The organism is Streptomyces sp. GC420 (assembly GCF_009916105.1).
GTDB lineage: Bacteria > Actinomycetota > Actinomycetes > Streptomycetales > Streptomycetaceae > Streptomyces.
In genome coordinates, this window is record NZ_JAAAXQ010000247.1 from 1 (window position 1) to 12,499 (window position 12,499).

Below are 12,499 nucleotides of genomic sequence, written 5' to 3' on the forward strand. Positions count from 1 at the left end.
ATCGCCACCGGCGCCCCCGCCGTAGGTGCCGCCAGCGCCGCCCATGCGCCCATCCGCGTCGCCGCCCTTCCCGCCGACAAGGATCCACAGCACCTCGCTCGGCCTGACGGTCAGGGTGCCTTTGACCTGGGCGCCTTTCCCTCCGGCCCCTCCGGGACCTGAGTTGTAGGAGCCGCCCTCGCCTCCGGAGGCACCAAGGGCGTCCACATACAGTTGCCTCACCCCGCCAGGGACGGTGAAGGTCTGAAGCGCGCCGGTGTAGTCGAACGTGCACTGGACCCGGGTACCGGTGCGCGCGCAGGGCTCCTGCGCGGCGGCGGGGCCGGCCATGAGCGGCACGAGAGCCAGGGACATCCCAGTGGCCAAGGTGCCCGCGGTCAGGCCCCGCATACGCCGTCGACCATGACCTGGAGGCACAGAATTCCGTGAAAAAGCCATATTCCAGTTCTCCTGTTTCCGCCGCACCCGAGCCGCCCTGCGTCGCAAGGGGTAATCGCCACTCGAGGCATATTGCGGCTGGATGACGTGAGGTCGTCTGCCCTCGGGGCAAACGCGGACCAGCGGCACGATCATCACCGGCAGATCGGGCGACTGTTTCGCAACGCGCCGGGAGCTAACCCGTAGCGCCCAATGCACGACCGCGCGACGGCCGGCACCAACCATTGCAGCGTCTTGGGACAGTGATGCCCTGCTGGGACCCAATCAGGTCCAGTAATGCGGCCCCGGAGGATCGGCGCGACGTCTCCAGGGAATCAGGGACCCGCTGTCAGCCCGGCCCGGTCGTTGCTCCTCAGCTTCGCACGCACCCTCGGTGCTCCACCCAGGTCTGCACTGTGGCATACAGCTCGTGCGTCCACTCGTCGGCCTGCTCAGTCGAGCACGGCCACTACGCCACGCTCGAGCACGGGCACAAGAGCTGGCGGGCGTGGGCGGAGTGGTACGCGGCGACCGGGACCGTTTGGCTCTGGAGCCTGTTCTCGTCCCGACGGGCGCTCGCCTACCGGATTCAGGGACTGCACGGCCATCACCGCCAAGTGCTTCCCGTGGCAGGAGGTCACCCTGCGCTTCCCGTGGGTGGAGGTCCCCGCGACCCGAACCAGTTCCGGGCGGACTTCCGCGCGCTGGTCGGGCTGCTCCGTGAGTACAGGATCCACCCGGTCGTGGCCGAGCGCCTGCCTCTGTCCGATGCCCGTCGCGCGCACGAAATGCTTGAGCACACTGCCGCGAAGGGAAAGCTCGTGCTCGTGCCATGAGCCGCGACCGAAGTCGAGGAGGACGCTCGCCGATGGTGCGCGACGGCCCTGCTGGTCGGAGTGGACGGGGTCGTGTCCGGTGGAGCTCGAGGGGCACCGCGGGCGCGCTACCTTCCCATCGCCGAGCACGGCCTGATCGGCGACCTGCGCACCGTCGCGTTCGTCGGCACCGACGGAGCGGGCGCCGACGCGAGACGGTGCACCGCTCGGCACTCACGCTCAAGCTGCTCGCCTAAGCACCCACCGGCGCGATCGTAGCCGCCCCCACCACCAGCCTGCCTGAGGAGCTCGGTGGCACACGCAACTGGGACCACCGCTACGCATGGATGCGCGATGCCGCCCTCTCGCTCTACGCGCTGCTCAGGCTCGGGTTCACCGAGGCGGCCGGCGCCTTCATCGAGTCGGGCGGCGCGGGCGTCGTACGGACGCGGCCGGTGAGCGACCGCCCCAGCTCGCACGACGGACGTGGCCCCGACGGTCGCCGCGCTCCACGGGCTGGGCAGGCCCAAAGGCAGCTGGGACGGCGCGCGCGGACGCGTTCACCGGTCTCCGGTCCACTGATCCGGGAGACCGGCACGGACCGAGGGGTGGAACGCTCCCTTCCGGCGAGGCAGGCTGTACCTATGGGTTCCCGCCTCCGCCCCTCTGTGCGGCCCGGAGCGTCCACTCGACCAGGAGCGGGCGGTCACGGCGGGGTTCCGTTCAGACTGGGGCAGTGTGTGCCCTTCGCGATCGTGCTGGCCGTGTTGGGCATCGAGTTCTCGCCCGCGCACTATCTGGTCACCGGTCCCGTACTCACCACGACGCCGGCGCTGGCCGCGCTGACGATGGGGCCGATGGGCACGCTGTCCACGGCGGTCCTCGCCGCGGGTGTGAACGCGGCGTCCGCGACCTACAACCACTCGTGGGGGACACTGACCCAGCTGATCACCGGGAACTTCCTGGGGCTGTTCGTGGTGTCCGTGGCCAGTGTCATCCTGAGCAACGCCATGCGTACGCGCAGACAGTGCGAGCTCGACCAGGTCCGCCGGATCGCTGTGGCGGCGCAGGAGGTCGTCCTGCGGCCCGTCCCCGAGCGGCTGGGCCCGGTCCGGGCCGCCAGCCTGAGCCTCGCTGCGGGGACAGGTGCGCTGGTCGGCGGTGATCTGTACGAGGCCGTGCAGACGCCGTACGGCGTCCGGCTGATCGTGGGGGACGTGAGGGGCAAGGGGCTGACCGCCATGCGCGCGGTCGCGGTGACCCTGGGCGCGTTCCGGGTGTCCGCGCACTACGAGGACGATCTAACGGAGGTCATGCACTGCTGCGAGGCCTCGCTGCGACGGGAGACGGCCGTGCCCGGTACGTACTCTCAAGAAGTTCTGACGGAGGGATTCATCACCACCCTCGTGGCCCAGGTGCCGGACGAACAGGTGGTGCTCGTGGTCAACCGTGGCCATCCGCCTCCGCTGGTGCTGCACCGGGGCAGCGTTCAGACCCTGATGCCCGACACGCCACTGCCGCCGCTGGGTCTGGAAGACCTCGTGGACGACCTCACCGCCAAGGCCGAGAGCTTTCCGTTCGTACGCGGCGACCGTCTGCTCCTGTACACCGACGGCGTGATCGAAGCCCGCAATCGCGACAACGACTTCTTCCCCCTGCCGGAGACCATGGAGAGGGTAGGGGCGAGCACCACCCCGCGGGAGTTCCTGGAGGAACTGCACCAGGCGTTGATCCGCCATACCGGAGGCCGCTTGACGGACGACGTGGCGATGATCCTCGTCGACCGGCTCGACGAGGACACCGCCGGCAGCCTACACACGTCGAGCACGGCGTCTCCTTCCTCGAACCGCTGAGGACGAAGGCAGCCGAGCGGTGAACCAGCTTGCCGGGGACGGGTGGGCGGTCGGGTCCGTGATGGTAGTGATCACCTTCTTGTCGCGCACCGCGCTGGCGATGCCGGTCTCAGGCCCCCCTCGCCGCATGGGACTTGGAACGCGCCTGGGCCGACGTGAGCCTGTGGGCCGCGCCGAGCTCAAGCTGCTCGTCTTCGGCGACGCGATCTTCGTCGGTGGCTCGCTGACCACGACCACCGAAGTCGAGAACTCCCGGCTACCTCGGCGCCCGCCTCCAACCGTTCCTACCCGAAACCGCGCTCAGGATCCTGCTGGGCACCCTCGCCACCGGCGTCGGCGCGCCATGCCTCTGGGGGACCGCATCACAGCATGAGCGACGGCGGCCCCGCGGTCGAGCCACTCATCGCACACCTGGGCCGTTTCAGTTCGGGCAGTTTCCGTCCGCGCGCACCAGCCCCTCACGTCCCGGTGCTGGTGCGATCAGGCTCCTCGAAGCTGTGGTCGAATCCGGTAGGCAGTCCCGGCCGGAGACCTTCCGGACGTCGAACGAAAAGCCTGCGGACGGGGGCCGACGGACCCCACCGAAACCCCGCGTCCCCAACACGTCCCCACGATCATGAAAATGAGGTCGAGGAGATGCTGCCGGCTCGTCGACTTAAGCTCCGCTCGTCAGCATTCCCACAGGTCAGCGCGACGTCTGACCGGCGAGAGAGCAAGATCCTCACCCCGCTCCGAAGTCGTGAGCAGCGGATTCAGTCCGCTGAGCGACAGTTGACGCTCCGACACCTCACGAGGAACGTTTCCGCAGGTCAGAGGCCTGTGTTGGTGGGGCGGGTGGGACTCGAACCCACGGCCGACGGATTATGAGTCCGCTGCTCTAACCGGCTGAGCTACCGCCCCGTCAACGGCGCGCCGCGCACATTTGTGCGCGCCGTCTGCCGCAGCATAGCCGCTCATACGATCTGCTGCTTGGGATGGTCGGCTTCGCGTGACCTTGAAGACTGCGGGCCGCGCGGGCCGGTTCCACCGGCAAAGAAAAGGGACCCACAAGGGGTCCGTTTCTCTTCCGCTCCCCCGGCTGGACTCGAACCAGCAACCCTCCGGTTAACAGCCGAATGCTCTGCCAATTGAGCTACAGGGGATCGCGCTCCCCCGACTGGACTCGAACCAGTAACCTGCCGGTTAACAGCCGGCTGCTCTGCCAATTGAGCTACAGGGGATTGCTGCGTGTGCATCGAACGTACCTCCGCCGGGTCTGCCGGGCGGCGGCCGTCCGCTGCGACACATACATTAGCGCAAGCAGGGGGGTGCTCCGCCAATCGGTTCCCCGGGGTGATCAGCGCAGTCCGCGGGTAGGCGGCCAGGCACGGAGCGCACAGGACCACACAGAGGGAGAAGGTGGAGCGGATGCGGTACCGGCTCACGTTCGTCGCAGGACTGGTCGTGGGGTACGTGCTCGGTACGCGGGCCGGCCGGGAGCGTTACGAGCAGCTGAGGAAGACCGCCCGGGAGATCGCCCGGAATCCCGCCGTGCGCAATGCCGCCGAGACCGCGGCGCTGAACGGCCGGCAGATCGCGGGCAAGGCCTTCTCGACCGTGAGCGACAAGGTCGGTGACAGGTTTCCCGACTCGGTCGCGGAGCGGGTGCGGACGCTGCGCGAGCGCGGCCAGAGCGGCCAGGACGACTGGGGCACGAGCAATACCTAGGCGCGGCGGCATGCCGGGGCGGCGGCAGGACGGCGCCCCGGCGCCGTCTCCGGTCACCGGCCCCGTGAACCGGCCCGGGCCCGTCCACTTCGGACGGGCCCGGGCCGGTTCTGCCCGGCTCTCCCCCGGCGCCGGTTACCGGTGGGGAACCGGTCGCTGCGGTTTGCGGCACAATTCGGAGCATGGGGATAGTCGCCGGGCTGGACAGTTCGTCCGAGTTCACTCGCATCGTGGTCTGTGACGCGGAGACCGGAGCCGTGCTGCGGCAGGGTTTCGCCGCGCATCCCGGTGATGCCGAGGGCAAACGCAACGACATCGACCCGCAGGCCTGGCTGCTCTCCCTCGGCGAGGCCGCCTCCGGCGGCCTGCTGGAGGGGGTGCAGGCCATCGGCGTCTCCGCACAGCAGCACGGTCTCGTGGCGCTGGACGCGGAGGGGACGCCGGTGCGCCCGGCCATGTACGGGAACGACAAGCGGGCGCAGATCGCCGCGGCGGACCTGGTGGACTCGATGGGCGGCCGAGGGGCCTGGGCCGAGGCGGTGGGATCCGTCCCGCAGCCCGGCATGGTGATCTCGAAGCTGCGCTGGCTGGCGGCGACCGAGCCCGAGGCGGCGCGGCGCGTGGCCATGGTGCTCCAGCCGCACGACTGGCTCGTGTGGCAGCTGCTCGGGCGGCCCGCCAGGCGTACGACGGACCGGGGCGGGGCCTCGGGCACGGGGTACTGGTCGGCCGCGACGGGGCAGTACCGCCCCGATCTCGTCGAGCTGGCGCTGGGCCATCGGGTGGCGCTGCCGGAGGTACTGGCCCCCGGCGAGGCCGCGGGGACGACCCCCGAGGGCCTGCTGATCTCGGCCGGTACGGGCGAGACGATGGCGGCGGCGCTGGGGCTGGGGCTCGGCCCCGGCGACGTGGTGGTGTCGCTGGGCGCCTCGGGCTCCGTGATGGCGGTGCACCACGAGGCACTCACCGATCGCAGCGGCACGATCACCTCCTTCGCCGACGCGACGGGGCTGCATCTGCCGGTGGTGACCACACTGAACGCTGTACGGGCGCTGCGCGGCACCGCCGATCTGCTCTCGACCGACCTGGAGGGACTGTCGGCGCTCGCGCTGAAGTCGACTCCGGGGTCGTACGGTCTGGTGCTGCTCCCCTATCTGGAGGGTGAACGCACTCCGCAGCTGCCGCACACCGCGGGCACGCTGGCTGGGCTGCGGCGCGAGTCGATGAAGCCGGAGCACCTGGCGCGGGCGGCGTTCGAGGGGATGCTCTGCTCCCTGGCAGACGCGCTGGACGTGCTCCGCAGGCGCGGGGTGGAGGTGCGCCGGGTCTTCCTGCTGGGGCCCGCCGCGGATCTTCCGGCCGTGCAGGCGTCGGCTCCCGGACTGTTCGGCGCGCAGGTCGTCGTGCCCCAGCCGGCGGACTACGCGGCGCTGGGCGCGGCCCGGCAGGCGGCGTGGGCGCTGGGGGTCACCCAGGGCATGCTGTCACCTGCGGCGCCGCCCACCTGGCAGGGTGCCGCGTGCCAGGTCTTCGAGCCGGGCGACGGCGAGGAACTCGCGGTGGGGCAGGCGGTGCGGCAGCAGTACATCGCCGTGCGGGAGCAGACGCACCCGGGGGCGTTCGGAGGCGCGGATCTCTGAGGAGACGCGGACCTCTGACGCGGCGGGCGCGGGGGTGCTCGGGCGGTACGACGAGGGCTCGGCGGGCGCGAGGCGGGATCGGGCGGTGCGCGGAGCGGCACCGGACCGGCCTCGGCACGGGGAGCGGGTCCGCACTCGGTGACCGGCACGCGCCCGGCCTGGCGCGGGTCGGCCCGACCCCGGCGGGAACCGAACGGCTTGAGCCCCGGGGCGGGAACCGGACGGCTTGACCTCAGCTCCGGTTGAGGTGGAAGCCTCCCCGGCATGGACATGGATCACCCGGATTCCGGCACGAGGCCCCCTTCACCGGTCATCTTTACCTACCCGGTGCCGGTCCTTGTGGAAAAGTCCTGAAGCTCCGGCGCCGGAGTATCGGAAGATGAGGTGCACCGCCCGATCTTCCCGACTACCCTTCCCGACGACTCCGAGAGACCTCGCGTGCTCCTAAGACTTCTGCGGACCCATCTGCGTCCCTACCGAAAACCCATCTCCCTCCTGGTGCTCCTGCAGTTCCTGCAGACCTGCGCCACGCTGTACCTGCCCTCCCTGAACGCCGACATCATCGACAACGGTGTCGTGCGCGGGGATTCGGGCTACATCCTGCGGTTCGGCGGCCTCATGGTCGGGATCAGCCTGGTCCAGGTCGCCGCCAACGTCGGCGCCGTGTACTTCGGCGCGCGGACCGCCGCGTCGCTGGGCCGGGACGTGCGGGCAGCGGTCTTCGACCGTGTGCAGAGCTTCTCCGCGCGTGAGATGGGGAAGTTCGGGGCACCCTCGCTGATCACACGCACCACCAATGACGTCCAGCAGGTGCAGATGCTGGTCCTGATGGCGTTCACGCTGATGGTCTCGGCGCCCATCATGTGCGTCGGCGGCATCGTCATGGCGCTGGGGCAGGACGTGCCGCTGTCCGGGGTTCTGCTCGCCGTGGTGCCGGTGCTCGGGATCGCCGTCTCGCTGATCGTGCGGCGGATGCGGCCCCTGTTCCGCACCATGCAGGTGCGGCTCGACACGGTGAACCGGGTGCTGCGCGAGCAGATCACGGGCAATCGCGTGATCCGCGCGTTCGTCAAGGACGGGTACGAGAGGGAGCGCTTCAAGCGGGCGAACCTCGAGCTGACGGACGTCTCACTGTCCACAGGGCGGCTGATGGCGCTGATGTTCCCCACCGTGATGACGGTGGTGAACCTCTCCAGCATCGCCGTGGTGTGGTTCGGCGCACAGCGCATCGACAGCGGTGGTATGGAGATCGGCGCGCTGACCGCGTTCCTCGCCTACCTGATGCAGATCGTGATGGCCGTGATGATGGCCACGTTCATGTTCATGATGGTGCCGCGCGCCGAGGTCTGCGCCGAGCGGATAGAGGAGGTGCTGGACACCGAGTCCAGCGTCGTGCCGCCCGCGGTGCCGGTGACGCTGCCGGCCCGGCGCGGTCACCTGGAGGTCCGGGGGGCGGACTTCGCCTACCCGGGCGCGGAGGAGCCGGTGCTGCGGGGTGTGGACCTGGTGGCGCGCCCCGGTGAGACCACGGCCGTCATCGGGTCGACCGGCAGCGGCAAGTCGACCCTGCTCGGCCTGGTGCCGCGGCTCTTCGACGTGACGGGCGGCGAGGTGCTGGTCGACGGCGTGGACGTGCGCCGGGTGGGGCCCGAGACGCTGGCGCGCGTCGTGGGGCTCGTGCCGCAGCGGCCGTATCTCTTCTCCGGGACGGTCGCGACCAACCTGCGGTACGGCCGGCCGGAGGCGACGGCGGAGGAGCTGTGGCAGGCCCTGGAGGTCGCGCAGGCCAGGGAGTTCGTGGAGAACCTGGAGGGCGGGCTGGACGCGCCGATCGCTCAGGGCGGCACCAATGTGTCGGGCGGGCAGCGGCAGCGGCTCGCGATCGCCAGGACGCTGGTGCAGCGCCCCGAGATCTATCTCTTCGACGACTCCTTCTCCGCCCTGGACTACGCCACGGACGCGGCGCTGCGGGCGGCGCTGTCCCGCGAGACCTCCGACGCCACCGTGGTGATCGTGGCCCAGCGGGTGTCCACCATCCGTGACGCCGACCGGATCGTGGTCCTGGACGAGGGCCGCGTCGTCGGGACGGGCACCCATCCGGAGCTGATGGAGAGCAACGAGACCTACCGGGAGATCGTGCTCTCCCAGCTGACGGAAGCGGAGGCTGCGTAATGGCCGGTCCTGGGGGACGGTTCATGGCCGGAGGCCCCGATCAGCGGTCGCTGGACTTCAAGGGGTCCGGCAAGCGGCTGCTGGCGCGCTTCGGCCCCGAGCGGATGACGCTGTACGGGATGCTGGCGGCGGTAATGACCAGCGTGGCTCTGTCGGTGGTCGGGCCGAAGATCCTCGGCAACGCCACCGATCTGATCTTCGCCGGGATCGTCGGCCGGCGGCTGCCGGACGGCGTCACCAAGGAGCAGGTGCTCCGCGACATGCGGGCACGGGGCGACGACGACGTCGCCGACATGCTGTCGGGGACGGACTTCACCCCGGGCCGGGGCATCGACTTCGACGCCGTCGGCGGGGTGCTGCTGCTGGCGCTGGTGATCTTCGTGGTGGCCGGGCTGATGATGCTGGTCACCACCCGGCTGTCCAACCGCGCCATCAACCGGACCGTGTACCGGATGCGGGAGGACGTCCAGGCGAAGCTGTCGCGGCTTCCGCTGTCGTACTTCGACCGTGCCAAGCGCGGTGAGGTGCTCAGCAGGGCCACCAACGACATGGACAACATCGGCCAGACGCTGCAGCAGACGGTGGGGCAGCTCCTCAACTCGCTGCTGACCATCATCGGGGTGCTGGTGATGATGTTCTGGATCTCGCCGCTGCTGGCCCTGGTCGCGCTGCTGACGGTTCCGCTGTCCGCGGTGGTCGCGACCCGCGTCGGCAAGCGGGCGCAGCCGGAGTTCGTGCAGCAGTGGAGGTCCACGGGCCGGCTGAACGCGCACATCGAGGAGATGTACACCGGGCACACCCTGGTGAAGGTCTTCGGCCGCCAGCAGCAGTCGGCGGAGGCTTTCGCCGAACAGAACGAAGCGCTCTACCAGGCCGGGTTCCGGGCCCAGTTCATCAGCGGGATCATGCAGCCGCTGATGTTCTTCGTCTCCAACCTGAACTACGTGCTGGTGGCCGTCGTCGGCGGGCTGCGGGTGGCGACGGGCGCCCTGTCGATCGGCGATGTGCAGGCCTTCATCCAGTACTCGCGGCAGTTCTCGATGCCGCTGACGCAGGTCGCGTCGATGGCGAACCTGGTGCAGTCCGGGGTGGCCTCCGCGGAGCGGATCTTCGAGCTGCTGGACGCCGAGGAGCAGTCGCCGGACCCGGCGGCCGGTGAGCGTGCCGCGCAGCCGCGCGGCCGGGTCGGGCTGGAGCACGTCTCCTTCCGCTACGAGCCGGAGAAGCCGCTCATCGAGGACCTGTCCCTGAGCGTCGAGCCGGGCCACACGGTCGCGATCGTCGGCCCGACCGGCGCGGGCAAGACCACGCTGGTCAACCTGCTGATGCGGTTCTACGAGGTGTCGGGCGGCCGGATCACGCTGGACGGCGTGGACATCGCGCGGATGTCCCGCGACGAACTGCGCTCCCGCATCGGCATGGTGCTCCAGGACACCTGGCTGTTCGGCGGCACGATCGCGGAGAACATCGCCTACGGTGCCCCGGAGGACGCCGGCCGGGAGGAGATCGAGGAGGCGGCGCGCGCCGCGCACGCCGACCGGTTCATCCGGACGCTGCCCCACGGCTACGACACCGTCCTCGACGACGAGGGCGCGGGTGTCAGCGCGGGCGAGAAGCAACTGATCACAATCGCCCGTGCCTTCCTGTCCGACCCGGTGATCCTCGTCCTCGACGAGGCGACCAGCTCGGTGGACACCCGCACGGAGGTGCTCATCCAGAAGGCGATGGCCCGCCTCGCCCATGGCCGTACGAGCTTCGTCATCGCGCACCGGCTGTCCACGATCAGGGACGCCGACGTGATTCTGGTGATGGAGAACGGCTCCATCGTGGAACAGGGCACGCACGACTCGCTGCTGACGGCCGGTGGTGCGTACGCCAGGCTCTACCAGGCCCAGTTCGCGCAGGCGGTGGCGGAGGTGGACTGATCCCCGACCCGGCCGCGAGCCGCCGGGCCCGGTCCACGGGTCCGGCGGGTCTCAGTCCAGGTAGCCGCGTAGCTGGTCGGCGAAGGCGTGGTCCCGGAGCTTGTTGAGGGTCTTGGACTCGATCTGGCGGATGCGTTCGCGCGTCACTCCGAAGATCCGTCCTATGTCCTCCAGGGTCCGGGGGCGGCCGTCGGCGAGGCCGTAACGCAGCTGGACGACCTTCCGCTCCCGTTCGCCGAGGGTCGACAGGACGGCTTCCAGGTGCTCGCGCAACAGCAGGAACGCCGCGGATTCGACGGGCGAGGCGGCGTCGCCGTCCTCGATGAGGTCGCCGAGGGCGACGTCGTCCTCCTCCCCGACCGGAGCGTGCAGGGAGACCGGTTCCTGGGCCAGGCGCAGCACTTCGACGACCCGCTCGGGCGGCAGGTCGAGGTGGTGCGCGACCTCTTCCGGGGTCGGCTCGCAGCCGCGTTCCTGGAGCATGCGCCGCTGCACGCGCACGACGCGGTTGATGAGTTCGACGACATGGACGGGCACCCGGATGGTGCGGGCCTGGTCTGCGAGGGCGCGCGACATGGCCTGCCGGATCCACCAGGTGGCGTAGGTGGAGAACTTGTAGCCGCGGGCGTAGTCGAACTTCTCGACCGCTCTGATCAGGCCCAGGTTTCCTTCCTGGACGAGATCGAGCATGGTCAGCCCGCGGCCGACGTACCGCTTGGCGACGGAGACGACGAGGCGGAGGTTCGCCTCGATGAGGCGCCGCTTGGCCACGCGGCCCATGACGACGAGCCTGTCGAGATCGTGGGCGAGCCGTGAGTCCGGGTCCGGGGTGCTGCTCAGCTTCTCCTCGGCGAACAGGCCCGCCTCGACGCTGCGCGCCAGCTCGACCTCCTCCTCGGCCGTGAGGAGCGGGATCCTGCCGATCTCCCGCAGATACTGGCGGAAGAGGTCGGATGTGGGCCCGGCGGTGTCGATCGGGGCCCTGGGCCCAGGCAGTTCGGGAATCGGGAGGCTCACGACAGGCTCCACGAGTTCCCCGGGCTCCCCCGGCTCGACGGGCTCGACGGTGCCGGCCGGCTCAGGGGGCCCGGCGGCCGCCCCGCCGTCGCCGGGCCCGCCCGGCGGCAGGTTCTCCGGGTGGTGCACGGGATGGTGCTGCGGCGGAACCGTCGCGACGATGTCCGTCTCGGTCAGGGTCTGGGTCTGCACGGGGGCGACCTCCAGGGTGATCGCTGCCGGTTCGGGGTCGTACGGCAGCGGGACGGCAGCGGCCGAGCCGCCTTCCGTCCCGTACACGATGAGCGGATCCGCGGGGGTGAGTGGCCCAGGTTGAGAAGACCTGCCGCGCTCCGAGGACTCAGGCACCGCCACCCAGTGTGGAGTACGACGCATCGCTGCCACGAGGGGCGTGCGAGGACTTTTTGAGTCCGGTGCGTGACCGGCCGGTTACCGGGGCGCCGCTGCAGGGGGCCGCCGGGAATGCGGCCGGGCCGCTCAGAGCGCGGCCGCGCCGTGATCGCGTAGGGACTGCGCGTACTGCTGGAGGACCCACAGCTCGTTCTGGACCGAGGCGAGGTGCCCGGGGTCCGCGGAGGAGCCGAGGCGGGCGAGACTGCCCTGGACCTCGCGGATACGGCGGTCGACGGCGCGCAGCCGTACGTGGACGAGCTGGAAGCCGGCGTAGGTCTCGTCGACGGTCCTGGAGTGCACGGCTTCGACGGCGAGTTCGGTGATCAGGGCGCGGACGATGTCGTTGGGTGCGGCGGCGCGGACCCGGGTGAGGTAGTCGGGGGTGCCCTGGGCGGCGCCGCCCGCGTCCTCGATGGCCTGGCGGACGGCAGCGTACGGCGGGGCGGTGAACTCGTCGATCCCGTAGGCGTCGAAGGCCGGGGAGACCAGCGCCGGATACTGCAGGGCCAGTTTGAGCAGTTCGCGCTCGGTGCGGTGGGCGGGGCTGCGCAGGTTGATTG

Annotated in this window: 7 protein-coding genes, 3 tRNA genes and 3 pseudogenes; 7 read left to right on the forward strand and 6 right to left on the reverse strand. The window is 70.3% G+C overall.

What is annotated here, in order from left to right; translation table 11 throughout:
• A pseudogene (locus GUY61_RS25775) lies at window positions 1-354 on the reverse strand (hypothetical protein); the annotation flags it as partial.
• Window positions 355-683: 329 nt separating this feature from the next.
• Between GUY61_RS25775 and GUY61_RS41935 the strand changes: the two are divergent.
• From GUY61_RS41935 to GUY61_RS25790, 3 genes and pseudogenes are all read left to right on the forward strand, one after another.
• The gene (locus tag GUY61_RS41935; protein ID WP_166632639.1) at window positions 684-1,253 is read left to right on the forward strand and encodes a zinc-binding dehydrogenase; all 570 of its coding nucleotides are present in this window, start codon (window positions 684-686) and stop codon (window positions 1,251-1,253) included.
• Window positions 1,254-1,423: 170 nt separating this feature from the next.
• A pseudogene (locus GUY61_RS25785) lies at window positions 1,424-1,651 on the forward strand (glycoside hydrolase family 15 protein); the annotation flags it as partial.
• 321 nt (window positions 1,652-1,972) lie between these two features.
• On the forward strand, window positions 1,973-3,085 hold the full coding sequence (locus tag GUY61_RS25790) for a PP2C family protein-serine/threonine phosphatase (RefSeq protein WP_313896854.1): 1,113 nt from the start codon (window positions 1,973-1,975) through the stop codon (window positions 3,083-3,085).
• Between the two features lie 823 nt (window positions 3,086-3,908).
• On the opposite strand, the gene GUY61_RS25805 is transcribed toward GUY61_RS25790, so the two are convergent.
• From GUY61_RS25805 to GUY61_RS25815, 3 genes are all read right to left on the reverse strand, one after another.
• Window positions 3,909-3,985: transfer RNA gene (locus GUY61_RS25805), tRNA-Ile, on the reverse strand.
• A gap of 169 nt (window positions 3,986-4,154) precedes the next feature.
• Window positions 4,155-4,227: transfer RNA gene (locus GUY61_RS25810), tRNA-Asn, on the reverse strand.
• Window positions 4,228-4,232: 5 nt separating this feature from the next.
• Window positions 4,233-4,305, reverse strand: a tRNA-Asn gene (locus GUY61_RS25815).
• A 187-nt stretch (window positions 4,306-4,492) separates the two neighbouring features.
• Here GUY61_RS25815 and GUY61_RS25820 point away from each other — a divergent pair.
• The 4 genes from GUY61_RS25820 (at window position 4,493) to GUY61_RS25835 (ending at window position 10,529) form a co-directional block, all read left to right on the forward strand.
• A complete protein-coding gene (locus GUY61_RS25820; RefSeq protein ID WP_166632640.1) occupies window positions 4,493-4,792 on the forward strand; it encodes a YtxH domain-containing protein in 300 nt (99 codons plus the stop codon).
• Between the two features lie 182 nt (window positions 4,793-4,974).
• Window positions 4,975-6,432, forward strand: a complete 1,458-nt coding sequence (locus tag GUY61_RS25825) for an FGGY family carbohydrate kinase (protein WP_166632641.1) — start codon at window positions 4,975-4,977, stop codon at window positions 6,430-6,432.
• A 438-nt stretch (window positions 6,433-6,870) separates the two neighbouring features.
• Window positions 6,871-8,604: an ABC transporter ATP-binding protein gene (locus GUY61_RS25830; RefSeq protein ID WP_166632642.1), complete on the forward strand. Its 1,734-nt coding sequence runs from the start codon at window positions 6,871-6,873 to the stop codon at window positions 8,602-8,604.
• Window positions 8,604-10,529, forward strand: coding sequence for an ABC transporter ATP-binding protein (locus GUY61_RS25835; protein ID WP_166632643.1), 1,926 nt, complete (start codon window positions 8,604-8,606; stop codon window positions 10,527-10,529). The genes GUY61_RS25830 and GUY61_RS25835 overlap by 1 nt, the downstream gene beginning before the upstream one ends.
• Before the next feature lie 51 nt (window positions 10,530-10,580).
• On the opposite strand, the gene GUY61_RS25840 is transcribed toward GUY61_RS25835, so the two are convergent.
• Both GUY61_RS25840 and GUY61_RS25845 read right to left on the reverse strand, forming a co-directional pair.
• On the reverse strand, window positions 10,581-11,894 hold the full coding sequence (locus tag GUY61_RS25840; RefSeq protein ID WP_166632644.1) for an RNA polymerase sigma factor: 1,314 nt from the start codon (window positions 11,892-11,894) through the stop codon (window positions 10,581-10,583).
• Between the two features lie 129 nt (window positions 11,895-12,023).
• Window positions 12,024-12,499, reverse strand: a pseudogene (locus GUY61_RS25845) (DNA primase); the annotation flags it as partial.